The 24,357-nt window shown below is 71.9% G+C and carries 25 protein-coding genes; 11 read left to right on the top strand and 14 right to left on the bottom strand.

Annotated features, from left to right (window positions below):
* The 3 genes from FDA94_RS39300 to FDA94_RS19110 form a co-directional block, all read left to right on the top strand.
* Positions 1-183 (top strand): nucleotide disphospho-sugar-binding domain-containing protein (locus FDA94_RS39300; RefSeq protein ID WP_342778498.1); only part of this gene is annotated, 183 nt, incomplete at its 5' end.
* The gene (locus tag FDA94_RS19115) at positions 183-1,421 is read left to right on the top strand and encodes an activator-dependent family glycosyltransferase (RefSeq protein ID WP_137248423.1); all 1,239 of its coding nucleotides are present in this window, start codon (positions 183-185) and stop codon (positions 1,419-1,421) included. The genes FDA94_RS39300 and FDA94_RS19115, both read left to right, overlap by 1 nt.
* On the top strand, positions 1,421-2,659 hold the full coding sequence (locus FDA94_RS19110; protein ID WP_137248422.1) for a nucleotide disphospho-sugar-binding domain-containing protein: 1,239 nt from the start codon (positions 1,421-1,423) through the stop codon (positions 2,657-2,659). Before FDA94_RS19115 ends, FDA94_RS19110 begins: the two co-directional genes overlap by 1 nt.
* Here the strand turns inward: FDA94_RS19110 and FDA94_RS19105 are convergent.
* Entirely contained in the window at positions 2,656-3,513 is an 858-nt protein-coding gene (locus FDA94_RS19105) for an SAM-dependent methyltransferase (protein WP_137248421.1), read from the bottom strand. The two genes, FDA94_RS19110 and FDA94_RS19105, sit on opposite strands and share 4 nt — an antisense overlap.
* A 159-nt stretch (positions 3,514-3,672) precedes the next feature.
* Here FDA94_RS19105 and FDA94_RS19100 point away from each other — a divergent pair, with 159 nt between their 5' ends.
* Positions 3,673-4,872, top strand: coding sequence for a cytochrome P450 (locus tag FDA94_RS19100; protein ID WP_137248420.1), 1,200 nt, complete (start codon positions 3,673-3,675; stop codon positions 4,870-4,872).
* On the opposite strand, the gene FDA94_RS19095 is transcribed toward FDA94_RS19100, so the two are convergent.
* Genes FDA94_RS19095 through FDA94_RS19080 form a run of 4 tightly spaced genes read right to left on the bottom strand, consistent with a single transcriptional unit; the run spans position 4,869 to position 9,191 of the window.
* A complete protein-coding gene (locus FDA94_RS19095) occupies positions 4,869-5,819 on the bottom strand; it encodes an aldo/keto reductase (protein WP_137248419.1) in 951 nt (316 codons plus the stop codon). The two genes, FDA94_RS19100 and FDA94_RS19095, sit on opposite strands and share 4 nt — an antisense overlap.
* Before the next feature lie 13 nt (positions 5,820-5,832).
* Entirely contained in the window at positions 5,833-6,615 is a 783-nt protein-coding gene (locus tag FDA94_RS19090; protein ID WP_137248418.1) for a hypothetical protein, read from the bottom strand.
* On the bottom strand, positions 6,605-7,912 hold the full coding sequence (locus tag FDA94_RS19085) for a ferritin-like domain-containing protein (RefSeq protein ID WP_137248417.1): 1,308 nt from the start codon (positions 7,910-7,912) through the stop codon (positions 6,605-6,607). The genes FDA94_RS19090 and FDA94_RS19085 overlap by 11 nt, the downstream gene beginning before the upstream one ends.
* A complete protein-coding gene (locus FDA94_RS19080) occupies positions 7,893-9,191 on the bottom strand; it encodes an activator-dependent family glycosyltransferase (RefSeq protein WP_137248416.1) in 1,299 nt (432 codons plus the stop codon). The genes FDA94_RS19085 and FDA94_RS19080 overlap by 20 nt, the downstream gene beginning before the upstream one ends.
* A gap of 209 nt (positions 9,192-9,400) precedes the next feature.
* On the opposite strand from FDA94_RS19080, the gene FDA94_RS19075 reads away from it, so the two are divergent.
* Genes FDA94_RS19075 through FDA94_RS19070 form a run of 3 tightly spaced genes read left to right on the top strand, consistent with a single transcriptional unit; the run spans position 9,401 to position 11,651 of the window.
* Positions 9,401-9,616 carry a hypothetical protein gene (locus FDA94_RS19075; RefSeq protein ID WP_137248415.1) on the top strand — a complete coding sequence of 72 codons (216 nt, stop codon included), beginning with the start codon at positions 9,401-9,403 and terminating at the stop codon, positions 9,614-9,616.
* 23 nt (positions 9,617-9,639) lie between these two features.
* Positions 9,640-10,398 carry a YqeB family protein gene (locus FDA94_RS39295; RefSeq protein WP_170991019.1) on the top strand — a complete coding sequence of 253 codons (759 nt, stop codon included), beginning with the start codon at positions 9,640-9,642 and terminating at the stop codon, positions 10,396-10,398.
* Positions 10,399-10,436: 38 nt separating this feature from the next.
* On the top strand, positions 10,437-11,651 hold the full coding sequence (locus tag FDA94_RS19070; protein ID WP_170991018.1) for a GNAT family N-acetyltransferase: 1,215 nt from the start codon (positions 10,437-10,439) through the stop codon (positions 11,649-11,651).
* On the opposite strand, the gene FDA94_RS19065 is transcribed toward FDA94_RS19070, so the two are convergent.
* The 9 genes from FDA94_RS19065 to FDA94_RS19025 are packed head-to-tail and all read right to left on the bottom strand — an operon-like array spanning position 11,648 to position 20,604.
* Positions 11,648-12,727 carry a nucleotide disphospho-sugar-binding domain-containing protein gene (locus tag FDA94_RS19065; protein ID WP_137248413.1) on the bottom strand — a complete coding sequence of 360 codons (1,080 nt, stop codon included), beginning with the start codon at positions 12,725-12,727 and terminating at the stop codon, positions 11,648-11,650. The genes FDA94_RS19070 and FDA94_RS19065 overlap by 4 nt on opposite strands.
* A 13-nt stretch (positions 12,728-12,740) precedes the next feature.
* The gene (locus tag FDA94_RS19060) at positions 12,741-13,334 is read right to left on the bottom strand and encodes a dTDP-4-dehydrorhamnose 3,5-epimerase family protein (RefSeq protein WP_137248412.1); all 594 of its coding nucleotides are present in this window, start codon (positions 13,332-13,334) and stop codon (positions 12,741-12,743) included.
* Positions 13,335-13,352: 18 nt separating this feature from the next.
* Complete coding sequence (locus FDA94_RS19055) at positions 13,353-14,651, bottom strand: NDP-hexose 2,3-dehydratase family protein (RefSeq protein WP_137248411.1); 1,299 nt, start codon at positions 14,649-14,651, stop codon at positions 13,353-13,355.
* Positions 14,648-15,757 (bottom strand): DegT/DnrJ/EryC1/StrS family aminotransferase, encoded by a 1,110-nt coding sequence (locus FDA94_RS19050; protein WP_137248410.1) that lies wholly within the window; start codon positions 15,755-15,757, stop codon positions 14,648-14,650. The genes FDA94_RS19055 and FDA94_RS19050 overlap by 4 nt, the downstream gene beginning before the upstream one ends.
* Positions 15,757-16,305, bottom strand: coding sequence for a GNAT family N-acetyltransferase (locus FDA94_RS19045; protein ID WP_137248409.1), 549 nt, complete (start codon positions 16,303-16,305; stop codon positions 15,757-15,759). The genes FDA94_RS19050 and FDA94_RS19045 overlap by 1 nt, the downstream gene beginning before the upstream one ends.
* 11 nt (positions 16,306-16,316) lie before the next feature.
* A complete protein-coding gene (locus tag FDA94_RS19040) occupies positions 16,317-17,549 on the bottom strand; it encodes a cation:proton antiporter domain-containing protein (RefSeq protein WP_137248408.1) in 1,233 nt (410 codons plus the stop codon).
* Positions 17,550-17,554: 5 nt separating this feature from the next.
* Positions 17,555-18,061, bottom strand: coding sequence for a flavin reductase family protein (locus FDA94_RS19035; protein WP_137248407.1), 507 nt, complete (start codon positions 18,059-18,061; stop codon positions 17,555-17,557).
* Complete coding sequence (locus tag FDA94_RS19030; RefSeq protein WP_137248406.1) at positions 18,054-19,592, bottom strand: tryptophan halogenase family protein; 1,539 nt, start codon at positions 19,590-19,592, stop codon at positions 18,054-18,056. The genes FDA94_RS19035 and FDA94_RS19030 overlap by 8 nt, the downstream gene beginning before the upstream one ends.
* Positions 19,593-19,605: 13 nt before the next feature.
* Positions 19,606-20,604, bottom strand: coding sequence for a class I SAM-dependent methyltransferase (locus FDA94_RS19025; RefSeq protein WP_137248405.1), 999 nt, complete (start codon positions 20,602-20,604; stop codon positions 19,606-19,608).
* Positions 20,605-20,852: 248 nt separating this feature from the next.
* On the opposite strand from FDA94_RS19025, the gene FDA94_RS19020 reads away from it, so the two are divergent.
* Genes FDA94_RS19020 through sbnB form a run of 4 tightly spaced genes read left to right on the top strand, consistent with a single transcriptional unit; the run spans position 20,853 to position 24,353 of the window.
* Positions 20,853-22,082 carry a class I SAM-dependent methyltransferase gene (locus FDA94_RS19020; protein ID WP_137248404.1) on the top strand — a complete coding sequence of 410 codons (1,230 nt, stop codon included), beginning with the start codon at positions 20,853-20,855 and terminating at the stop codon, positions 22,080-22,082.
* Positions 22,083-22,097: 15 nt separating this feature from the next.
* On the top strand, positions 22,098-22,358 hold the full coding sequence (locus FDA94_RS19015) for a hypothetical protein (protein WP_137248403.1): 261 nt from the start codon (positions 22,098-22,100) through the stop codon (positions 22,356-22,358).
* A 28-nt stretch (positions 22,359-22,386) separates the two neighbouring features.
* Positions 22,387-23,376, top strand: a complete 990-nt coding sequence (gene sbnA / locus FDA94_RS19010) for a 2,3-diaminopropionate biosynthesis protein SbnA (RefSeq protein WP_137248442.1) — start codon at positions 22,387-22,389, stop codon at positions 23,374-23,376.
* Positions 23,370-24,353, top strand: a complete 984-nt coding sequence (sbnB, locus tag FDA94_RS19005) for a 2,3-diaminopropionate biosynthesis protein SbnB (protein ID WP_137248402.1) — start codon at positions 23,370-23,372, stop codon at positions 24,351-24,353. The genes sbnA and sbnB overlap by 7 nt, the downstream gene beginning before the upstream one ends.
* Positions 24,354-24,357: the final 4 nt, after the last annotated feature.

Raw genomic sequence — 24,357 nt, 5'->3', positions numbered from 1 at the left:
GGGGCCGGGCTGGCGCTCGACTCCGGCGCGGCCGGCGACGCGCTCGTGCGCGACACCCTGGCCCGGCTGCTGGCCGAGCCGTCGTTCGCCGCGCGCGCCGCCGACCTGCGGGACGAGATGCTCGCCCTGCCCACTCCCCACCAGCTCGTGCCGAAGCTGGAAGAGCTGGCGAGGAGCCGCTGATGCGCGTGCTGTTCACGACCTATCCCCAGAAGACGCACTTCCTGATGATGGCGCCGCTAGCGTGGGCGCTGCGGACGGCCGGGCACGAGGTGGCGGTCGCCAGCCAGGCCCACTTCGCCGGCGTCATCACCCAGGCCGGGCACACGGCGGTCCCCGTCGGCCGCGACCACGGGTTCTGGCGCATGATCGACCTGCACCCCGACTGGCTCGGCACCGGCGGCGCCGGGCTGCCCGACCCCTACGACAGCGCTATGCGGCCCGCCTCCGAGGTCGGCTGGGACGACGTCCACCCGGGGCTGGCCCGGCAGGTCGAGCGGTGGCACCGGATGGTCAACTTCCCGATGACCGCCGACCTGGTCGCCTTCGCCCGGGAGTGGCGGCCCGACCTGGTGGTCTGGGAGCCGACGACCTACGCCGGCGCGGTCGCCGCCCGCGCCTGCGGGGCCGCGCACGCGCGCCTGATGTGGAGCCTCGACGTCTTCGGGGTCACCCGCGACCACTTCCTCCGGCTGGCCCGGCCCGGCGACCCCGATCCGCTGGCGGCGTGGCTGGGGCCGTACACCGAAGAGTTCGGGGAGGACCTCGCGGTGGGCGACCTGACCGTCCACCAGCTGCCCGGCTCGTTGCGCGTCGAGGCGGCCACGGCCAACGTGTCGATGCGCTACGTGCCCTACGGCGGGCCCGCGACCGTGCCCTCCTGGCTGCGCGAACCGCCCGCGCGGCCTCGGGTGGCGCTGACGCTCGGGCTGAGCCTGACCGACGCCGACGGCGGCTACGTGGTCGACGTGCAGGACGTGCTCGACCACCTCGGCACGCTCGACGTCGAGGTGGTGGCGACCCTCGCCGCCCACGAGCGGGAGCGGCTGGCCCGCGTCCCGGCCAACACCCGCCTGGTCGGCTTCACCCCGCTGCACGCCCTGGCGCCGACGTGCGCGGCGGTCGTCCACCACGCCGGGCCGGGCACGCTCAGCACGACCGCGCTGCACGCCGTGCCGCAGCTCGCGCTGCCGCACGACTTCGACGAACCGGCCCTGGCCGCACGCCTGGCCGCCCAGGGCGCCGGGCTCACCCTGCCCGCCGGGGAGGCCACCGGAGCCGACGTGCGGGCCGCCGTGGAGCGCCTGCTGGCCGAGCCGTCGTTCGCCGCCCGGGCCGCCGACCTGCGGGACGAGATGCTCGCCCTGCCCACCCCCAACCAGCTCGTGCCGCGGCTGGAAGAGCTGGCGAGGAGCCGCTGATGCGCGTCCTGTTCACCACCTATCCGGCGCGGACCCACTTCCACGCGATGGTGCCGCTCGCCTGGGCGCTGCGCACGGCCGGGCACGAGGTGGCCGTGGCGAGCCAGCCCCATTTCGCCGGCGAGATCACCCGCGCCGGGCTGCCGGCCGTGCCGGTCGGCTCCGACCGCGGCCTGGCCCGCGTGCTGGAGGCCGACCCGTCGCTCCTGGAGGACGCCCGCGCCGGGGTCGACGCGCCGACCGGCCCGCCGACCTGGGAGGACGTGAAGGACGAGTACTCCGAGGCGGTCACCTGGTGGTACCGGATGGAGAACACGCCGCTCATCCACCCGCTGGTCGGCTTCGCCCGCGCCTGGCGGCCCGACCTGGTGATCTGGGAGCCCACCACGAACGCGGGGGCGATCGCCGCCACGGCGGTGGGGGCCGCGCACGCCCGGCTGATGTACACCCCCGACAGCTTCGGCGCCGCCCGCCGCGACTACCTGCGGCTGCGGCCGGCCGGCTCGCAGGTGCCCGACACCCTGGCCGCCTGGCTGGGCGCCTGCGCGGCCCGATACGGTGCGGGCGGTTTCAGCGAGGACCTGGTCACGGGCCACTTCACCGTCGACCACTTCCCCGCGTCGCTGCGCCTGGACGCCGGGCTGACCTACCTGCGCACCCGCTACGTGCCCTACGGCGGCCCGGCCGTCGTGCCCGGATGGCTGGCCGAGCCGCCCGAACGGCCCCGGGTGGCGGTCACCATCGGCCTCGACGCGTTCGCGTCCCAGCTGCGCGACCTGCTCGCGGAGCTGGCCGGCCTCGACGTGGAGGTGGTCGCGACCGTGCCCGCCGACCGGCACGGCGAGCTGGCGGGCCTGCCCGGCCGGGTGCGCCTGACGCCGTTCGTGCCACTGCACGCGCTGGCCCAGACGTGCGCCGTGGTGGTTCACCACGGCGGGGCCGGCACCCTGGCCACGACGTCGGCGTGCGGGGTGCCGCAGGTGGTGCCGCGGCTGGACCTCGACGGCGACTTCGACGAGCCCGAACTCGTCGGCGCGCTGACGGCCCAGGGCGCGGGGGTCGCCGTGGCGGCCTCCCCGTCTCTGGGCCGTGACGTGCGGGACGCCGTCGCCCGTCTGCTCGGCGACCCGGCGGCCCGGGAGCGGGCCGCCGCGCTGCGGGCCGAGATGGAGGCGCTGCCCTCTCCCGGCGCGGCGGTCGCCGACCTCGAACGGCTGACGGCCCGCTTCCGCTCCTAGGCGGGCAGGTGGAGGACGGCGATGATGACGCCCTCGGTGGGCTCCTCCCGCAGGACCCACTTCATCGCCTCCTCGCCGGGGGCGGCGTCGAGCAGCCGGGCCATCTCGGGCGGGACCTCGCCGTGGGTGCGGGCGTACTCGTACATCGGGCCGTAGGTCTTCGGATAGGTGTACTTCGTGTTCTCGGTCACGTCGGTGATCTCGTCGATCACCAGACCGGCCGCCTCGGCGAACCCCGGATAGTCGTCGAGTTCCACCAGAGGCGCCGAACACCATGAGGCGAGCGCGTCGGCGAGCGCCCTCCGGTCTTCCTCGTCCTGCGACGGCGTGCCCTTGTTGATGAAATCGGTGAGCGCCACCCGGCCGCCCGGCCGCAACACTCTCGCTATTTCCGTGAGCACGGCGGCACGGTCGGGGACGTGCACGATCGACTCGAATGCCAGCACGTGGTCGAAGTGATTGTCGGGGAACGGGAGTTCGAGCATGTTGGCCCGCTGGAAACGCGCTTGGGCCGCCATTCCCTCGCGTTCGGCGCGCTCGTTGGCGAGCACGACGTCCTGGGCGCTGATGGAGATGCCGATCACTTCCGCGCCGGTCACCCGGGCCAGCCGGACACCCGGCTTGCCGGGCCCGCAGCCGCAGTCGAGTACCCGCTGACCAGGCCGGACCCGCAACTTGTCGATCATGATGTCGGTGAAGCGGTCGGACGCCCGCTCGAAGTCGCTGTCGTCGCCGGGCCCGAGCCAGTAGCCGTAGTGCATGCTGCCGCCCTGGTACTCGGTGATCAGCCGGTTGGTCCGGTCGTAGAAATCGCCGACCTCTTCCGGCGTCGGGATCTTAAAATCCGCGGTCATTTCCTCTCCCCGCTTCGACGGCCTTTTCTCCAATAGCCGAAGTATGGTCGAAGAAACCCTCCGGGGTGAAAATCACGCGTCTCGCCGGCGAGACAACGGGTAATGTACGATCGAATTCCCGGCCGAGCGCATTTCGTTTTCCTGAAGGAGCCTGCCGAAATGGACCCGATCGAGCTGCCGACGAAACGTGCCCCTGGTTCCCTTTTCGATCCGCCGCCCGAGCTCGGGGCCCTGCGCGAGCGCTGCCCGGTCGCCCCGCTCGCCTATCCCGACGGCCACGTCGGCTGGCTGGTGACCGGCCACGCCGCCGCCCGGCAGGTGCTCTCCGACCCCAGGTTCAGCAACCGGCCCGAGCTGCGCCACGTGCCCGTCGCGGAATACCGGCCTGACGACGGCGCCGAACCCGACCACACGCCCGAGGAGGCGCTGCCGGGCTGGTTCGTGAACATGGACCGGCCCGAGCACACCTGCTACCGGCGGCTGCTGAGCCGTCATTTCACCGCCCACCGGCTGGCCGCGCTCAACCCGGCCATCGAGGAGGTGGTGGCCGCGCAGCTCAAGGTGCTGGCCGCCGCCGGTCCGGGGGCCGACCTGATGGCCGGGTTCGCGATTCCGGTGGCCACGATCGTCACGTGCGACCTGCTGGGCGTGCCCTACGACGACCATCCCGCCTTCCAGCGCGACACCCAGACGGTCGTCGACCTCGACTCGCCGAAGGAGGAGGCCGGGCGGGCGTTCGCCGCCCTCAGCGGCTACCTGCACGGCCTCGTCACGGGCGACCGGCCCGGCGGGCTCATCGGCGAGCTCCGCGCCGAGCTCACCGCCGAGGAGCTGACCAACATCGCGCTGCTGCTGCTCGTCGCCGGGCACGAGCCGACCGCCAACATGCTCGGCCTGGGCGTGCTGGCGCTGCTGACGCACCCGGCGCAGCTGGCGGCGCTGCGGGCCGACCCGTCGCTGGCAGGCAACGCCACCGACGAGCTGATGCGTTACGCGACCGTCCCCCACCAGGGCGCCCCCAACCGGACCGCGCTCGAAGACGTCGAGGTCGAGGGCGTGCTGGTGCGCGCCGGGCAGGCCGTCACGCTCTCGCTCCCGGCCGCCAACCGCGACCCGAGGGTCTTCGCCGACCCCGACACGCTGCGGCTCGACCGCGCCGAGGCGCGCCAGCACCTCGGCTTCGGTCACGGCCTGCACCTGTGCATCGGGCAGCAGCTGGCCCGGGTCGTGGTCAGGATCGCGCTGGTGCGGCTGTTCGAGGCGTTCCCCGGCCTGGCCCTGGCCGTCCCGGCGGCCGAGGTGCCGCTGCGCGACCACTCGACCAACCGGGGTGTGCGGGAACTGCGCGTCACGTTCTAGTCGTGTCCCAGGACGGGGTGCGGCCGGTAGGGCGCCTCCAGCCGGGCCACCTCGTCCTCGTCGAGCTTCACCTCGGCCGCCGCGACCGCGTCGTCGACGTGATCCGCCCGCGTCGCGCCGACGATCGGCGCGGTCACGCCCGGCCGCGACATCAGCCAGGCGAGCGCGATCTGCGCCACGGGCAGCCCGCGCGCGGCCGCGACCTCCTCTGCGGCGGCCACCACCGCGTCGTCGGCCTCGGTGTAGAGCATGGCGGCCAGCCGGTCGTTCTCCGACCGGGTCGTGGCCCGCTTCCCGGCCAGCCGGCCGCGCGCCAGCGGGCTCCACGGGATCACGCCGACGCCCTGGTCGAGGCACAGGGGGATCATCTCCCGCTCCTCCTCGCGGTAGAGGAGGTTGTAGTGCGGCTGCATCGAGACGAACTTCGTCGTCGCGACGTGCTGGGCCTTGGCGAACTGCCAGGCGTACATGCTGGAGGCGCCCAGGTAGCGGACCTTGCCCTCGCGGACCAGCTCGCCGAGGGCGTCCATGGTCTCCTCTATCGGGGTCTCCCGGTCCCAGCGGTGGATCTGGTAGAGGTCCACGTGGTCGGTGCCGAGGCGGCGCAGGGACGCCTCGATGGCCGACCTGATGTGCTTGCGGGACAGGCCCCGGTCGTTGGGACCGTCGCCGACGGGGAAGTAGACCTTGGTCGCCAGGACGTAGTCGTCGCGACGGGCGAAGAAGCGGCGCAGCAGGCGGCCGGTGATCTCCTCGCTCGCCCCGCCGTCGTACATGTCGGCGGTGTCGAAGAAGGTCACGCCGGCCTCGACGGCCCGGCGCACGATCGGCGCGCCGGCCTCCTCGTCGAGGTGCCAGGGGACCTTGGCCGGGTCGCCGAAGCTCATCATGCCGAGACACAGCCGGGAGACCTTCAGCCCGGTGCGTCCCAGGCGGACATGCTCCATCGGGAGGAACCTCCTACTTGACGATGGTCAGGGTGGCGCAGATGTAGCCGCAGAGGGAGTCGAAGTCCCAGCCGCCCATCCAGTAGCGGATCGGCCACGGCTCCGCGGGGTCGACCGGCACCAGGTCCCCTTCGACGGGGCCGGTGAGGTCGAAGGCGTAGAAGGAGCGCAGAGCGTAGTCGCCGATGAGGAAGTCGTTCTCCTTCATGAAGGCGATGCGGCAGCGGCACGTCTCGGCCAGCGCCTCGTCCGTCGTGGCCTCGATGATCCGCAGCAGGCGGCGCTCCCGTTCCCGCCACACCGCGCCCAGGTCGGAGATGCCCGTCACGCGGGCGATGTCGGCCTTGGCCTCGTCGCTGAAGTCGATGCCCTTGCCGCGCAGCTCCGGATAGGGATAGTCGTAGCGGTCGGCGTAGGAGCGGCCGAACCAGCCGCCCTCGTGCGCGAACCTCAGCCGGAACGGGATGATCGGCTCGTAGCCCGCCTCGGCGACGATGCCGTTGCGGCCCTCGAACTTCGGCTCGTCGGCCAGGTGGACGGCCGCGCCGACCAGCGGATGCTCCGAGGCCGATCCGTCGACGCGGACCTCGTCGACGTACACCCCGATGCCGATCTCCGGCTCGCACGCCACCCGGGCGAACGCGCCCTCGGGCTGGAACCTGACCGTGCGGTCGAAGTCGGGCTCGCCGGGATAGGACCAGGTGAAGCCCGAGACGCCGCGCGGCTCGTCGTGCGGGTCGGGGTCGGTGGCCAGGCGGAGCTGGAACCAGCCGGAGAAGTCGACCTCAACGCCCATCGGGCACCCCCCGGGCCAGGTTGTGGCGCATCCATCCGGCGTGCTCGGCGAGCACGCCCAGCCGGGCGACGCCGGTCTCCCCCGCGAGCGCCTTGCAGTCGTTCTCCAGCCCGGCCAGGCCCTCCATCACGATCGTGAAGCGGGGCTCGTGGCGGGGGGACAGGCGCACCTCCTCGTACACCTCGAACGGGATGCCCGCCACCCCGTCGGCGGGGTCGTCGCCGACCGGGAGCTCGGTGAGGATCTCGGCGAGTGCGCGCAGGAACGACGACATGAGCTGCTTGCTCGTCGCCTTGACCAGGTCGCGGTCGGTCAGCATCGGCGGCCCCGCCGCGGGCGGGTCGTCGTAGCCGAACATCTGCAGCATGAGCAGCAGCAGGATCCGGTAGGCGTCGTTGGCGACCGCCGCGACCCTGCGGGTGGTCTCGTTCTCGATGTAGGTGCCCGCCAGCGGCGTGTCCCGGTGGGAGGCCCAGGTACGGGGGTTGTCGACGACGTTCCGGGTCGGCGTGAACCCCTTGGGCAGCGCGGCCAGCTCGCGGCGCAGCCGGGTGAAGCGCTCGAAGTGGGAGTCCTCCCGGTTCTCCGGCGCGCCCTCCCCCTGCTCCACCACGAGGTCGAGCGCCGCCAGGGCCGAGGTCAGGTCGGTCACCGCCGGGATGCGCCGCACCTGCAGGCCCCACCGGGTGTCCCTGTCGACCCCGGCCGGCACGATCAGGGCGTCCTCCCCGAGGTGGACGAAGCCGGCGCGGATGATGTCGTAGAGCTCGCCCAGGTAGTCGAACTCGATGACGTGGCGGGGACCTGGCGGGTGCGCGGGGCGCATCCGGGCCGGCTCGGGCGGCAGCGGCTCGCCCTGGGGCAGCTCCATGCGGACGTACCGCCACAGGGTGTGGTCGTCCCAGCGGGTCAGGCTCAGGTCGAACGGGCTCTCCGGGCTGATCGCCTGCGGGAAGTTGGGCCGGTGCAGGACCGGCGCGGCGCCGAGCACGTTCAGCAGGTTCACGATGACGCCGAGGTGGATCATCTCCTCGTGGGAGACCCGGGACATGGTCTGGCCCCAGGTGCGCAGCAACCGCTCGTGCTTCGGGTCGAGACCCTCGTCGGGGCGGCGCTTGAGGGTCCAGGCGGTGAAGAGGTACTGGAGCAGGATCGCGTGCTCCAGCGACGCGGCCACGCTCAGCGCGTCGATCAGCTGCGCCCGGGTGGTGATGACGGCAGGGATGCCGCGGGCGAACCCCGATCCGCCGGGCGGACCGGCGTAACCCGGCGGTTCCTCACGCGCTGCGACGGACACCTGCGCTCCTTTCCGGCCGGCAGGCCGCCGTGAGCCGTTCCAGCTCCGGTACGAGGTCGTTGGGGGCGGGCAGGGCGAGCATCTCGGCGCGCAGCGCCGCCGCCCGTTCGGCGAACCGGGGTTCGGTCAGCAGCCGCAGCAGCGCGGCGCGCACGTTCTCCCCGGTCGCCTGGTCGTGCGGGATGGCCAGCCCGGCGCCCTGACGGGTCATCCGGGTGGCGTGGTAGGGGGCGTCGTGCCGTTCGGGCAGCGACAACTGCGGGACCCCGGCCAGGCCGGCCGCGGTGGCGGTGCCGAACGCGCCGTGGTGGACGACCGCCGCGCACGCCGGGGCGAGCAGGTGCAGCGCCAGGAACGGCACCAGCCGCACGTTCCCCGGCACCGGCCGCCCGTCGCCGGCCCAGGTGGCGACGATCTCGGCGTCGACGTCGGCGAGGGCGTCGAGGATCTCCCGCACGCCGACCGCGAAGCCGTCGAAGCGCTCGCTGGAGGTGCTGCCGAGCGAGACCGCGATCCGCCGCCGCCCGTCGGCCAGCCACTGCGGCACGACCGCGGGCCCGTTGTAGGGCACGTGCCGCATCGGCACGTAGCGGTGGCCGCCCGCCTCCATGCGCAGGGAGCCGGGCTGCTGGTCGACGGTGAAGTGACCGGTGACGAGGTCTTCGGAGAAGGCCGCGCCGTGCCGGGCGGCCAGGGGGGCGAGCCACTCGGCCAGCGGGTCGCCGGTGCGGTCGCCCTTCAGCCGCAGGAACTGCCGCCGGGCGACGCCGAACATGTCGAGGTTGCACAACACCCGGCCGTGGGCCGCGCCGACGGCCTCGGCCGCGACCGCCCCGGCGAAGGTGGCCGACTCCCACAACACCAGGTCGGGCCGCCACGCGCGGGCCAGCGCGACCAGGTCGCCGATCATGGGGTCGTTCACGAGCCGGTACCAGGAGGGCACGATGCCGGCGTAGCCGGACCGCAGGTGCTCCCAGGAGATCTCCTCGTCCGGCCGGTCGGCGACGTCGAACGGCGGCTGGCGGATCCCGCGCACCTTCTCGTAGAGCACGGGATCGGTGGTGGCCACGCGTCTGGTGAGGAAACGCCGGGCCACCCGCCACAGATGGTGGTCGGCGCCCACGGCCGTGGCCGGGAGCCCGGCCCGGGTGATCGCCGGGACGAGTTCCGGCTGGCTGGCGACCCGGACGTCGTGCCCGGCGGTCCGCAGGGCCCAGGCCAGCGGGACCATCGGCAGCAGATGTGTCTTCTCCGAATACGTCGCGAACAGAACTCGCACGGCCCGCCTCACGCTGCAGAAATGATCGGCTGGGATCCGAAACATAGCAATGGCACGGAAGTGTGTCCAAAATTGTCCCGCCATGGCGAGACGGCGCATGGGCTACAATGGCGGCGACCTGCGCGGAGACGCCGGAGACAAACATCTTGACTCTGCGTGAACGAGATCGTTCGGGCCCGATTCGCAGCCGGATGAGTTAGCCTTTGACCATGAGAAAACTGGTTGAATTGCTGGGCTTCTTATTCCTCATTCAGGGCGCTGCCGGGCTCATCTATGAATGGATCGGCTGGTTCCGCCTCTGGGTCGTGGTGAGATATCTCGAGTTCCTCCAGGGTTATGAGATCGTGGCCAACATCGGCCTGATCGTGCTCGGCCTGCTGGCGCTGACGGTGGCCTGGAGCGGCGGCGACAAGAAGAAGGCCTGACCCGAACCTTCCGAGGGGGATCGATGGCGTCGCGGACCACGCGGCCGGCCGAGACGAAGCCCACCGTGGTGGGCGAGCCGGTGTGGCTGACCGTCGCGGCCTGGACCGTGCTGCCCGTGGTGGGGGTGGGCCTGGGCTGGCTGGTGAAGGCCGTCGGGGTGTGGGCGGCCGAGCTGCCGTGGGCCCCCTACCAGGAGATCGTCGAATTCGTGGTGCGGCTGGTTCCCGAGCCGTCCCTGACGATCGCGATGTGCGTCCTGGGCGGGCTCGTGGGCCTGGCGGCGGCGTTCCTGCTGCGCCGGGCCGGGCTCGCGGTCACCCTCGACGGCGACGTCGTACGGCTGCGCCGGGGATCCTTCACCCAGGAGGTGCCCCGGGCCGACGTGAAGGCCGCGTTCTGGGAGGAGGGCTGGCTCGTCCTGCTCCACCCGGGCGGCGCCGAGGTCGCCCGCGAGCCGTGGGACCTGAACGTCGCGCCGATGACCGGCGCGTTCCGCCGCCACGGCTACACCTGGCTCGACGCCGACCCCCACCGCGACCGATTCCGCGAATGGACGCCCGGCGAACCCGAATTGAGCGCGCCCGTCAACGCGGTGCTGCGGGCCCGCCGCCTCCTGCGCGAGAAGGTCGGCGACGGCGACGCGGTCCGCGAACTCCGCGACGAGCTGGCGAAACTCGGCGTCGTCGTGCGCGACACCGAGAAGGCGCAATTCTGGCGGCCGGTTTCCGCGCCATTCCCGCCGACGCCGGAGGAGCCGGCCGCCGAAGATCCGGGCCGCTGATTCCTGGCCATTCCGGCGAACCCCGGGAGAATGACCGCATGGCGGAAATCGAAATCCGCGGCCTTTCCGGCGGTTATTCCGCGGTCCGCGACCTGATGAGCGTGTCGTTCGGTTTCGAATGGCCGGACGCGTCGGCCGACCCCTACTCCCGGTTGTTCGAGCCGGGCCGCAGCCTGGCCGCCTATGACGGCGACGACCTGGTCGGGCACGCCGGCGTGTTGTCGATCGCGCAGCGGGTGCCCGGCGGCGAGGTGGCCACGGCCGGGGTCACGCTGTGCGCGGTGTCGCCGACCCACCGGCGGCGCGGCCTGCTCGGCACGCTGATGCGCCGCCAGCTCGCCGGCCTCCACGAGGGGGGCGGCGAGCCGCTCGCGGCCCTGACGACCAGCGACGCCGCCATCTACGGCCGCTACGGCTACGGCGTCGCCGCCCGCCAGATCGCGGTGGACGTCGCCCGCGGCACCCCGCTTCCGCCGCTGCCGTCGGCCGGCGAGGTGCGGCTGCGCTACGTCTCCCCCGAGTCGGCCCGCGCCCTGTGCGCCGACCTCCACGACCAGGCCACCGCCGGCCGCCCCGGCACCTTCCGCTACACGAGCCGCTGGCGTCGCCAGCTCGAGAACGACCCCTCGGCGATGACCCCGGGCTGGCGCTCCCCCGTGCGGTGCGTGCTGGCCGAACGCGACGGCGAGCCGGCCGGGTTCGCCTACTACCGGACCGAGACGTCGGGCGACGGCGAGGGCACGGTCGAGGCCGACCGGGTGCACGCCCTCGACCTGGCGGCCTATGTGACCCTGTGGCGATTCCTGCTCGACCACGACCTGATGGCGAGCACCCGCCACGGCGGCTTGGCCGTCGACGACCCGGTGCTGCTCTTGCTGGCCGGGGCCGAACGCACGGCGCTGTGCCTGAGCGACTACCAGGTCCGCCTCGTGGAGGTCGGCGCGGCACTGGCCGGGCGCACCTACCAGGTGCCGGTCGACGCGGTCGTCGAGGTGCGCGACGCCGTCTGCCCGTGGAACCAGCGGCGCTGGCGGTTGTCGGGCGACCCCAGCGGCGCGTCCTGCGAGGCGACGACGGCCGCGCCCGACCTGACGGTCGACGTGCGCACGCTGGGGTCGGCCTATCTGGGCGGGTTCTCGCTGGCCTCGCTCGCGGCGGCCGGGGCGGTGCGGGAGCACCGCAAGGGGGCCCTCGACGCCGTCTCGCTGGCGATGGGGCACCCCGTCCCGCCGTGGCGGGACACGATGTTCTAGCCGGCGACCTTGCGGAGCAGGCCGACGGTCTCCCAGGCCGAGGGCAGGGCGCGGATCTCGGCGGCCACGCGGCCGGCCGCCGAGGCGTAGGCGGGGTCGCCCAGCAGCTCGCGGCAGCGTTCGACGACGGCCGCGACGGAGAACGCCTCGGGCGGCAGGCTCAGCCCGGCCCCCGACCGCACCACGGCCTCGGCGTTGTCGAACTGGTCGTCGAACTGCGGGAGCACGAGCTGGGGGCAGCCCGCCGCGAGCGCGGTCAGCAGCCCGCCCTGGCCGCCGTGGCTGATGACGAGCGAGCAGCCCGGCAGCACCTGCGCGAGCGGCAGCCGCCCGGCCGCGCGCACCGCGCCGGGCAGCGGCGGCCAGGTCGCGGCCACGGCCTCGTCGACGGCCACCAGGATCTCGGCGCCGAGCCCGGCCAGCCCTTCGAGCAGGGGGAGCACGAGGTCGCGTACACCCGACGGGCCGAGGCGGGGCAGCAGGGTGCCCATGGTGACGCAGATCCTCGGCCGGGGGGCGGGCGCGAGGGCCCAGCGGGGCACGTGGGCGTCGCCGTTGTAGGGGACGTGCCGAAGGCTGTGGTGGGACAGCGCGTAGGGCAGCCGCAGGCGGGGCGGCCACGGGTTGAGCCGTTCGGCCGGTTCGGGGATCGGGCCGGTCACCTCGGCGGCGCCGTCGCGGTAGTCGATGAGCGGCGCGACCCCCCAGTGGTATTCGACCTGCGGCACGCCGTGCCCGGCCGCCGCGATCGGGCCGGCGAACTCGGCGCGCTCGCTCACCACCAGGCCGGGCCGGAAGTCCCGGACCAGCTCCCGCATGCCGGGCAGCCCGGCCGCCGCCAGCCGGCCGAAGACCCGGCCGTGCTCGGAGGCCGACCCCACGCCGCCGGAGAGCGCGACGAAGTCGGCCTCCGGCCCGCAGGAGGCCACCGGCAGCCCGGCCCGCGCGACCGTGGCGGTGAACTGGCCGGGCACCGCGACCAGCACCTCGTGCCCGGCCGCGCGCAGCGCCCAGGCGATGGGCACCAGCGGGAAGAAGTGTCCGGGCAGGGCGACCGAGGTGAACAGCACTCGCATGGGGTCCCCCGAGTCAGCGGGCGTCGATCTTCAGGCAGGTCTCATAATCGGGCAGCAGCCCGGCCTCGGCCGCCTCCGCCAGGGTGGGCGCGGCCAGGTCGCGCCCGGACATGATCGGGTCGAGGCCGGCCGGGATCGGCAGCCCGAGCGCCGGGTCGAGCGGGTCGACGGCCAGCTCGTGCTCCGGCACGTAGGGCTCCGACAGCAGGTAGGACATCATCGTGTGGTCGTCGAGCGCCACGAAGGCGTGCCCCACCCCGGTCGGCAGGTAGAGCGAGCGGAAGTTCTCGCCGTCGAGCACGGCGGAGTCCCACTTCCCGAAGGTCGGCGAGCCGACCCGGATGTCCACCACGATGTCCAGCGCCCGGCCCCGCACGCAGCACGTGTACTTGGCGGTGCCGGGCGGGGTGGTGGTGTAGTGCACGCCGCGCACCACGCCCCGGCGGGAGCGGCTGAAGTTCGTCTGGGTGACCGGGAACAGCGGCCGCCCCACGGCTTCGACGAACGCGTGGTGCTGGTGCGGCGAGACGAACAGGCCGCGGTCGTCGGGGAACACGTTCGGGGTGAACTCGAACGCGCCCTCGACCGACAGTGGGCGTACCTGCATGGAAACCGCCCTTCTGGGTCACAACATGCTCTGGATGCAGGCGAGCAGGCTGCGGGTCTCGATGTTGAGATAGTGGCCGTGCCGGAGCAGGTCGGTGAGCTGGCGCACCGTCATCCAGCAGAAGTCCTCCGGCACCTCAGCGGGGAACGACCCGTCGACCTCGACGATCCGATAGCGGGTCATGGCGTGGTGGAACCGCCCGCCCTCCTCCGACAACACGGCGTCGTACCGGACGCGGCCCGACCCCGACGTGGCCAGTTCCTTGAGGAAGGGCTCGCGTACGTCGGCCAGGTCCTCCCCCGGCAGGAGGTGGATCGTGGGGGCCATCTCGACCAGGTCCATCAGCCCGAACTCGGGACGGGCCCGGACCAGGAAGTGGAGCACCCCCTCGATCGGCCGGGCCACGAACCACGCCTGGCCCTGGCCGCGGGGGGCCAGCAGCGGCTGCCGCCAGCGTTTCACCTCGCGGGTGCCGGCCTCGACGTGGACGCCGATGATGCGGAAGTGGCGGCCCTCGTCGTCGGCGATCTCGTGGTCGTCGCGGGTCCAGCGGTCGACCCGCGACAGCGGGATGAGCGTGGCCGTCCAGTCGCAGCGGGTCTTGGCCTCGGTGAACCAGCTGAGGATCTCCCCCGAGGTGTGCAGGGACCGCTGCTGGTACTGGTAGCTGCGGGCCAGCGCGCCGTCGTCCTCCTCCGGGAGCTCGAACGGCATGCACGACAGCACGGTGCGGGCGTCCATGTTGACCAGGTTGTCGACCTTCATCAGCGCGCGCAGCGCCGACAGGCTGACCCAGCGGAAGTCCTCGTGGACGGGGATGTCGTCGGTCACCAGGACGACCATGTTCCGGTTGCGCTTGCGCCAGAACCAGGCGCCCTGCTCCGACTGGAGCACGTCGACGACGACCTGGCCGCGCCGGGGGCCGGTGAAGTGCTCCAGGTAGCGGGTGGTCGCGCCCTTGTGGACCTGGGTGTAGTTGCTGCGGGTGGCCTGCACGGTCGGCGAGAGCTGGAGTGTGTTGACGTTGCCGGGCTCCATCTTGGCCTGCATGAGGCAGTGGAGGACGCCGTCGAACTCCTTGACGACGATGCCGAGGATGCCGATCTCCGGCTGGTTGATGATCGGCTGCGACCAGACGGGCACCCCGGCGTCGCGGACCTGGAGGCCCTCGACGGTGAAGAAGCGCCCGCTCGCGTGCCCCAGGTTGCCGGTCTCCGGGTGGAAGGACCACTCGCCGAGCTCGCCGAACGGCACCTGGGTCACGACGAAGCGGTTGGCCCGCCCGCGTTCGGCCCACCATTCCCAGAAGTCGTTCATGTCGTCGCCAGGACGTCCCGCAGGATGTCGATGAACTTGTCCTGCTCGGCCTCCGACAACGACGGGTACATCGGCAGCGAGAAGATCTCGCCGGCCAGCCGCTCGGTGACGGGCAGCGAGCCCTCCGCCCACCCGAGCCGCAGGAAACCCTGCTGGCGGTGGACGGGCCACGGGTAGCTGATGTTGAGGAACACGTCGTGCTCCTTCAGCTTCTCCAGGATGGCGTCGCGCCGGGGGTGCCGCACGACGTGGACGTAGTAGACGTGGGTGTTGCCCTCGGCGACCTTCGGCAGCACGAGGTCGGTGTCGGCCAGGGCCTCGGCGTAGCGGGCGGCGATGGCCTGCCGGCGGGCCACGTAGCCGTCGAGGCGGCGCAGCTTGCGGCGCAGGATCTCGGCCTGCACCTCGTCGAGGCGGCTGTTGTGCCCGGGAGTCTGCACGACGTGGTAGACGTCCCGCATGCCGTAGTAGCGCAGCCGCCGCAGATCGGCGGCGATCTCCGCCGACGGGGTGATGACCGCGCCGCCGTCGCCGTAGGCGCCCAGGACCTTGGTCGGGTAGAAGGAGAACGCCGCGGCCTGGCCCATCGAGCCGGCGATCTCCCCGTGGTGGCGGGCGTCGTGGGCCTGGGCGCAGTCCTCCAGGATCGGGATCCCGTACTTCTCCGACAACTCCCGCAGCGGGGCCATGTCGACGCACTGGCCGTAGAGGTGGACCGGCAGCAGGCAGGTGGTGCGTTCGGTGATCGCCGCCTCGACCTGCGCGACGTCCATCAGGTAGTCGTCCTCGTGGACGTCGACGAACACGGGGGTGGCGCCGACGAGGTCGATCGCGACAACGGTCGGGGCGGCCGTGTTGGAGACCGTGATCACCTCGTCGCCGGGCCGGACGCCCAGTGCGCGCAGCGCCAGGACCAGCGCGTTGGTGCCGTTGTCGACGCCTACGCCGTGGCCGACGCCGTGGCGGGCCGCGAACTCCTCCTCGAACGCCGCGACGCTCGGGCCGAGGACCAGCTTGCCCGACCGGAACACGCCGTCGACGGCGGCCAGGATGTCGTCGCGCTCGTCCTCGTACTCCCGCAGATAACCCCAGACGTACTGGCTCATCAGACGGCACCTCCGGGCCGGATTCCATTGACGATTTCCGCACCCTGGGCGTCCCACATTTCCCGTTGAATGGAATGGACGTGCATGTCCCAGGTGCGTCCCTGGAAATAGAGATGGTCGGCGAGAACCGCCTCCCGTCGCACCAGCTTGGCGCGTTCTCCATGGAATCCCAAACTTTCCAGATCCGCCTCGTGGGTCTGGAAGTACACCTTTCTGATCCGCCACATGGCGAATGCGAAATTGACCGTGAGCAGCGCCGCGTCGGCGGCCACCGAGCGGTCCTGACCTCGCCTGATGTGGACGGCGGCCTGGACGTGCCCGGCGGGCGAGGGTTCGCTGAGCTCGCAGAGCCCGACCGTCTCGCCGGTGTCGCGGAGTTCCACCAGGAAGGCGGCGGCGACGCCTTTCCCGAATCGTTCGAGATAGGTGTCGACGGTCGGCAGCGCGGTGCGGCCGAGCGAGAAGAGAACGTCGTAGGCGGTGCGGCCGTCGTCGGTTCCGGCCGGTTTCAGATTGACGCGTTCCGACTGGGCGTGCGGAAAGAGCATGAGGAATTCCTTCAGATGCGCGAGGGTTCCGTCTCGCCGGCGAGACGTTCTTCTGCGGCCAGGTGGCGGCGTATGAGCGGCCCGGTGACGGCCGTGGTGATCACGGCGACCAGGACGAGCATGGTGAAGCCGAGCTGGTTGATCAGGCCCTCCGACAGGCCGATCGAGGCGACCACGAGTTCGGTGACGCCGCGGCAGTTCATCAGGATGCCGAGCGACATCGCCTCCCGGCCGGGCAGCCCGGCCAGTCGCGCGCCGCCCCCGGCGCCGACCACCTTGGCGGCGACCGCGATGAGCAGCACGGCGGCGAACAACATCCAGTTGCCGAAGGAGCCGCCCAGCAGCCCGACGCTGGTGCCGAGCCCGACCCCGGCGAAGAACAGCGGCAGCAGCACGGCGATGGTGAAACCCTGCAACTGCCTGCCGATCCGCTCGACGGCCGGGTTGTCGCGCGGCACCGCGACGCCGAACAGGAAGGCGCCGATGACGGGGTGCAGGTTGATGAGCTGGGTGAGCGCCGAGAACGTGATCGCCCCGACGATCAGCACGGCCAGCAGGAACTGGTCGGAGCGGATCCGCGCGACCACGTACGCGAGCGCCGGCCGGACCAGGAACACCGTCGCCAGAATCAGCGCCAGCGCCAGCCCGGCCGTGGTGGCGACCTGGCCGGTGCCGGCCAGGATCAGGGTGATGACGAGCCAGGCCAGGCCGTCGCCGAGCGCCGCCGACGACAACGCGACCGTGCCGATCCGGGTGTGCTCGATGCCGAGGTCGACCAGGATCCGGGCCAGCACCGGCAGCGCGGTGATGGCGATGGCCAGGCCGAAGAACAACACGAAGTCGGCCTGTTCGGCGCCCGGCGCGATCAGCATCGGCACGGCGAGCAGGGCGAGCCCGGCGCCGAGCACGAACGGCAGGCCCATCCCGCCCGCCACGGTGGCGAGGACGACCCTGCGTCTGCCGAGCTGGCCGGTCCGCAACTCGCAGCCGAGCAGGAACATGAAGACGACCAGGCCGAGCTGGGCGGCCAGGCCCAGCGAGGCGCGGGTGTCGGCGGTGAACAACCAGGCCCCCGCCTCCGGCCAGACCAGGCCGAGCGCCGAGGGGCCGAGCAGCAGGCCGCCGAGGATCTCGCCGAGCACGGGCGGCTGCCCCCAGCGGCGCATCAGCGCGCCGCACAGGTGGCAGACGGCCAGGATGACGGCGACGGCGATGAGGAACTGGGCCAGGGTGTCGTTGTGCATGCCGGCTAGGCCTTCTCTCCCAGGGTGGTGAAGGTCCGCATCCCGTACAGGAGGGGCCGGGCGGCGTCGGCGCGGACGGCGACCACCCGGCCGTAGACCACCATGTGGTCGCCGACGGCGGTGGTCGTGACGACCTCGCACTCGGCGCTGGCGTAGGCGGCGGAGATCAGGACCGGCAGGCCCGACCCGGGCGAACGGCGCCAGGCGACCTGGGTGAACCGCGCGGGCGTGGCCGTGGAGAAGGCCTCGGCGGCTCCCCGCCCGTCCTCGTTCAGCAGGTTGACCGCGAACGCCGAGCGGCTGAGCACCGCGTCGAGGGTGCCGCTGTGCCGGTCGAGGCAGACCAGCAGCGTCGGCGGGCGCAGGGTGACGCTGGCCAGCGAGTTGCAGGTCAGCCCGTGGGGGCGGCCCTCGCGGTCGATCGAGGTGACGATCGAGACCCCGGTGAAGTACGTGCTCATGAAGCCGCGGAAGGCGTCGGTGAGCGTGAGGTCCCCGACGGTCTCAGTCATTGATCGACGCGAGGTAGTCGTAGCAGCTCGGCAGCGCCGCGACCATGGCGTCGGCATCGGCCTTGACCTGCGCGAACTCCGCCAGGGCCTGGGTGGGGTCCATGTGCCGGAGCGCGGGCCTGGGGTGGGCGGGGACGTTGCCGAGGCCCAGGTTCATGGTGTTCCACGAGTAGGTCTCGAAGCCGTGGTAGTTCGGGTAGATCGTCTCCTCGTCGAGAAGCTGCGACCGCGCCAGGTCGAGGCGGGCGGCCAGGCTGCCGGGCATCTGCCGGACCTTGGCCTCCTTCCAGTACGGCGTGTCCTCGCGGCGGGCCGACTTGTAGTGGAGCACCAGGAACTCCTTCACGCCGTCGACGGCGTTGGCCATCCGGGTGTTCCACTCGCGGCGCTGCGTCTCGTCCCAGCGCTCGTCGGGGAAGTACTTCACCAGCTGCTCGATGGCGTACTGGATGAAGAAGATGCCGGTCGACTCCAGCGGTTCGACGAACGCGCCCGACAGGCCGATCGCGACGCAGTTGCCGATCCAGGCGTCCCTGTTGCGGCCGATCCGCATCCTGATGTGGTTGGCCGGCAGGTCGTCGCGGCCCGGCGCGACGTGGGCGCGCAGTTCCCGTTCGGCGTCCTCGGGGCTGATGAACTGGTCGGAGTAGACGTAGCCGTTGCCGTTGCGGCCGAACAGCGGGATCGTCCAGATCCACCCGGCCCCGGCCGCGTAGGCGGTCGTGTACGGGTTCATGTCCGTCGCCTCGTCGCGCGGGACCCGGAGGGCGACCGCGCGGTTGTTGGGCAGGACGTCCTGGAAGGACATGAACTCGGCGCCCATCGTCTGGTTGATGAGCAGGCCCCGGAAGCCGGTGCAGTCGACGAACAGGTCGGCGGTGAGCTCGCCGCGCTCCTTGGTGACGATGTGGCTGATCCAGCCGCGCTCGTCCTGGGCGACGTGCTCCACGTCGTCCACCACGTGCCGCACGCCCCTGGCGACGCCGTACTCGGCGAGGAAGCCGGCGACCCTGTCGGCGTCGAAGTGGTAGGCGTACGGGAACTGGGCGCGCTGCTCGGCCAGAGTCGACCTGCCCAGCGAGCCGTCGAGGCCCGCGGCGAACAGGGAGCCGTCGAGCATCCGGGGCGCCCTCTTGGCCTCGCACAGCGCGGTGGTGACGAAGCACTGGCGGTCGAACGGCTGACTCCGGTCGCCGTGCTCCAGCCACCAGTCGGCCAGGCTGAACCCGTCGACCACGCGCAGCCGCTCGAACGGGTGGTAGAAGTACTCGCCCGGCGCGCTCCAGTTCTCGAACCGGATGCCCAGCTTGTAGCCGCCGGCGCACTTCGGCAGCCACTCGGCCTCGTCGAGGCCCAGGTAGTCGAAGAAGTGCCGGACGGTGCTGAAGGTCGCCTCGCCCACGCCGATGCGGGAGACCTGCGCCGACTCGACGACGGTGACGTCGATGCGGTCGCCGAACGCCGCTTTCAGGTAGGTCGCCGTCATCCAGCCGGCGGTGCCGCCGCCGACGATCGCCACGGATCGGATCATTGTCCGCGCTCCCTCAGCTGAGTTCGTAGATGACCGAGTCGGTCGGGATCTCCACCCGGTGGACCTTGTCGAGCGTCCAGCCGCTCTCGGCGAAGACGCCCTCCCACTCGGTGAGCGTGGGCAGGTAGACGCCCATGAGGTCGTGGGCCACCTCGAACGCGAGGGTGAACACCGGCATGTCCGATTCCGGGATGCCGCGCGTGCGCGCGGTGTCGCCGAGCAGGAAGCGGCGCACGTTCGGGAAGGCCGCCCGCAGCCGCCGCAACGAGGCCACGCACGCCTCGCGGGGCCAGAAGTCGTGGCCCATCATGAAGCAGGTCAGCAGCTCGACCTCGGCGAAGCGCGGGTCGGCGTCCAGGGCGGTCGCGTCGGCCTCGACCAGGTCGATCCGGTCGCCGGCCCCGGCGGCCCGCAGGTGGTTGGCGGCGTCCTCCAGCGCGGCCGGCGCGATGTCCAGTCCGACGCCGGTGGCGGCCGGGTAGCGGGTGAGCAGTTGCAGCAGCCGCTCGCCGCTGCCGGTGCCGAGGTCGGCGACCGCCTTGGGCTCGAAGCCGAGGGCGTCGAGCGCGCCGAAGAAGGCCGGCTCGAACGACAACCGGTTGATGTCGCGGCAGGCGTAGCTGACGGCCGGGGCGTTGCGGCTGTAGAAGCGGCCGACCCGGTTCTTGTTCCGCAGCACGCCCGACATGTCGGCGAACAGGTTCACCGAGCCGACGGTCAGCCAGTGGAAGAACGCCTTGTGGCGGTAGATCTCCTCGATCCCGGCTCCCGCGACGACCCTTGGGCCGTCCTTGACCACCACGCCGGCGGAGGCGAGCGCGTTGAACATCGCGGCGGCGGCCCGGTCGTCGAGGTCGTGGGTGGCGGCGAACGCGGCCACGTCGAGCACGCCCGTCTCGCGCAGCGCGTCGAGCGCGCCGATCTCCCAGGCCGCGCTGATGGCGAATGCCGCGACCGTCGAATTGTAGATGTCGGCGGCGCGTTTGGGCGCGCTTTCTGATAACCGCACCATATGGTCCTCCGTACATTCCGTCCCCGGATATTCGCGGCACAGCATAAGCACACGCCGGGGCGCCCCGGTGTGGCGGCGGGGACGGCGATGTCTCGCCAGCGGTACAACGACGAATGTCGTTCTCGCTGTTCAGCGCGTTTTCGCCGGAGCCGGGCTTGGCCGCCGGGCGTTCTCCGGTGATTTACTCGGGCCATCACAGAGAAGGCCGCGTTTGAATTCCGTGGTTTTTCCGCCAGCGAGGAGGCCCAATGCCCGCGACGTCGCAATGCCGGATATGCGCCGGCACCGTGCGCGAATTCATCGACTTCGGGCGCCAGCCGCTGTCCGACGCGTTCGTCGACCCGGCTTTCCGGCCGGAGGAGGAGTTCTTCTACCGGCTCGCCACGGGCGTCTGCGGCGACTGCCGCATGGTGCAGCTCATGGAGGAGGTGCCCCGGGAGCGCATGTTCCACGCCGACTACCCGTACCTGTCGTCGGGGTCGACGTACATGCGCTCGCACTTCGAGGACATCGCCAAGCGGTTCCTGTCGACCGAGCTGACCGGGGAGGACCCGTTCATCGTCGAGCTGGGCTGCAACGACGGCGTCATGCTCAAGACCGTCTCCGACGCGGGCGTGCGCCACCTGGGCGTGGAGCCCTCGGGCGGGGTCGCCGACGTGGCGGCGGCCAAGGGCGTGCGGGTCCGCAAGGACTTCTTCGAGGAGGCCACCGCCGCCGACGTGCGGCGCGCCGACGGCCCTGCCGACGTCATCTACGCGGCCAACACGCTGTGCCACATCCCCTACATGGACTCGATCCTCAAGGGCGTCACGACGCTGCTGAAGCCGACCGGCGTCTTCGTGTTCGAAGACCCCTACCTGGGCGACATCGTGGAGCGCAGCTCCTTCGACCAGATCTACGACGAGCACTTCTTCCTGTTCGCCGCCCAGTCGGTCAAGGAGATGGCGGCCCGCAACGGGCTGGAGCTGGTCGACGTCGAGCGCATCCCCGTCCACGGCGGCGAGGTGCGCTACACGCTGGCCCCCGCCGGGCGGCGCACGCCGTCGGCGGCCGTCGCCGCGCTGCTCGCCGAGGAGGAGGCCCGCGACCTGGCCGGCCTGGCCACACTGGAGGGCTTCGCGACGAGCGTGCGGAAGATCCGCGACGACCTGGTGGCGCTGCTGACCCGCCTGCGCGAAGAGGGCAAGACGGTGGCGGCCTACGGGGCGACCGCCAAGAGCGCGACCGTCGCCAACTACTGCGGGCTGGGGCCGGAACTGGTGGCGTACGTCTCCGACACCACCCCCGCCAAGCAGGACCGGCTCACCCCCGGCAGCCACATCCCGGTGAAGTCGCCGGAGCACTTCGCCGACCCCTATCCGGACTACGCGCTGCTGTTCGCGTGGAACCACGCCGACGAGATCATGGCCAAAGAGCAGGCGTTCCGCGATTCGGGTGGCCGCTGGATCCTTTACGTCCCCGACGTGCACATCGTCTGAAAGGCAGTCCGAGAAATGACGTACAGCAGGGAAGAGGTCACCGCCCGGGTCCGCGAGACCGCCCGGATGATCTGCGCCGAGCAGCCCGACGTGCCGGAGCCGAACACCCTCAAGGACATGGACTCGTTCTCGTTCGTCCAGATGGCCCTGGAACTGGAGAACAGCTACCAGGTCAAGCTCCTCGAAAAGCTGGAGAACTTCAGTGGCGAACGCTTCGAGGATCTCGCCGACTTCATCATCGCCGTTCTTGAGGAAAACGAGAGAACGCTTACCTGACGGAAGCGGAGAACGAGGCGCCGTGACGATGCAGACCGCGCCGGACGGAATCCTGGCCGCGATCGGGGAGACCCCGCTCATCCGGCTCGACCGGCTCTTCCCCGACTCCCCCGTGACCTTCTACGGCAAGCTCGAAGGGCAGAACCCGGGCGGCAGCAGCAAGGACCGCGCCGCGCTCAGCATGACCCTGGACGCCATCACGACCGGCGCGATCGTCCCCGGCCACACGGTGCTGATCGAGTCGAGCTCCGGCAACCTCGGGATCGCGCTGGCGCAGATCTGCCGCCGCCTGGGCATCCGGTTCGTCTGCGTCGTCGACCCCAAGACGACGACGCAGAACCTGGCCCTGCTGGCGGCGTACGGCGCCGAGGTCGACCTCGTCACCGACTCCGAGAACGGCGACTACCTCCCGGCCCGGCTGCGCCGCGTCCAGGAGCTCCTCGCCCGGCATCCGCACACGTTCTGGACCAACCAGTACGCCAACCCGCTCAACGCGCACGCGCAGGAGAGCATCATGCGGGAGGTCGTCGCGCAGCTCGGCGGCGTCCCGCCCGACTACATGTTCATCGCGACCGGCACGTGCGGGACGATCCACGGCTGCCGCAGCTACTCGCGGCGCAACGGGCTGCCGACCCGGGTGGTCGCGGTCGACGCCGAGGGGTCGGCCATCTTCGGCCACCCGAGGCGGCCCCGGCTCATCCCGGGGCACGGGGCCGCGATCCGGCCGCCGCTCCACCACGACGACATCGCCGACGAGGTCGTGCACGTCGGCGACCAGGACTGCGTGGTGGGATGCCGGACCCTGGCCACCACCGAGGCGATCCTGTGCGGCGGGTCGTCGGGGGCGGTGGTCAGCGCGGCCGACGCACGGCGCGGGCGCCTCCCGGCCGGCTCGACCTGCGTGCTGGTGCTGCCCGACCGGGGCGAGCGCTACCTCGACACCATCTACTCCGACCCGTGGGTCAACGACCAGTTCGGCGAGATCATGCACCTCTGGAAGCGGAAGACCTCATGCTGATCCTCGGGAAGGGCGACGTCCTGGCCGTGCTCGACGGGGCGGAGGACCGGGTCGTCCAGACCGTGTCCGACGCCTACGCCGCGCACGCCCGCGAACAGACCTCCGTGCCGCACGCCGTGTTCCTGCGCTTCCCCGGCTCGCCCCGCGACCGGATCATCGCGCTGCCCGCCTACGTCGGCGGGGAGCGGCCGGTCGCCGCGGTGAAGTGGATCGCCTCCTTCCCCGGCAACATCGACCGCGGGATCGAACGGGCCTCGGCCGCGATCATCGTCAACTCCGTGGACGACGGCCGGCCCGTCGCCCTGGTCGAGGGGTCGGTCATCTCGGCCCGGCGGACCGCGGCGAGCGCGGCGCTCGCCGCCCGGCTGCTCACGACCGGCGCGCCCGACGGCGTGCGCGCCGGCGTGTCCCTCATCGGCTGCGGGGTGATCAACTTCGAGATCCTGCGGTTCCTGCGGGCGCTGCTGCCGGTCGAGTCGGTCACCGTGCACGACACCGACCCCGGCCGCGCCGACCGGTTCGTCTCCCGGCTCACCGGCCTGAAGACGACGATCGCCGCGGGCGCCGACGAGGCGCTGGCGGCGAACCGGATCGTCTCGGTGGCCACCACCGCCGCGACGCCCCATCTGTCCACGGGCCCGTGCCGGCCGGGGACCGTCGTCCTGCACGTGTCGCTGCGGGACCTCGACGTGCCGTCGATCCTCGGCGCCCGCAACGTGGTCGACGACACCGGCCACGTCTGCCGGGCCGCGACCTCGCTCGACCTGGCCCAGCAGGCGACCGGCGGGCGGGAGTTCGTGCACCACGAGATCGGCGACCTGATCATCGGCCGGGCGGCCACCGCCCACGACCCCGACGGGGTCACCGTGTTCTCGCCGTTCGGGCTGGGCGCGCTCGACGCCGCCCTGGCCGCCCACGTGCTCGACGTCGCCGAGGCGCGCGGTCTCGGGGTGCGGGCGCCCGGCTTCCTTGACTGAGGAG

This window comes from Herbidospora galbida (genome assembly GCF_005233835.1).
Taxonomy (GTDB): domain Bacteria; phylum Actinomycetota; class Actinomycetes; order Streptosporangiales; family Streptosporangiaceae; genus Herbidospora; species Herbidospora galbida.
This window is presented reverse-complemented; position numbering and strand designations above follow the sequence as displayed.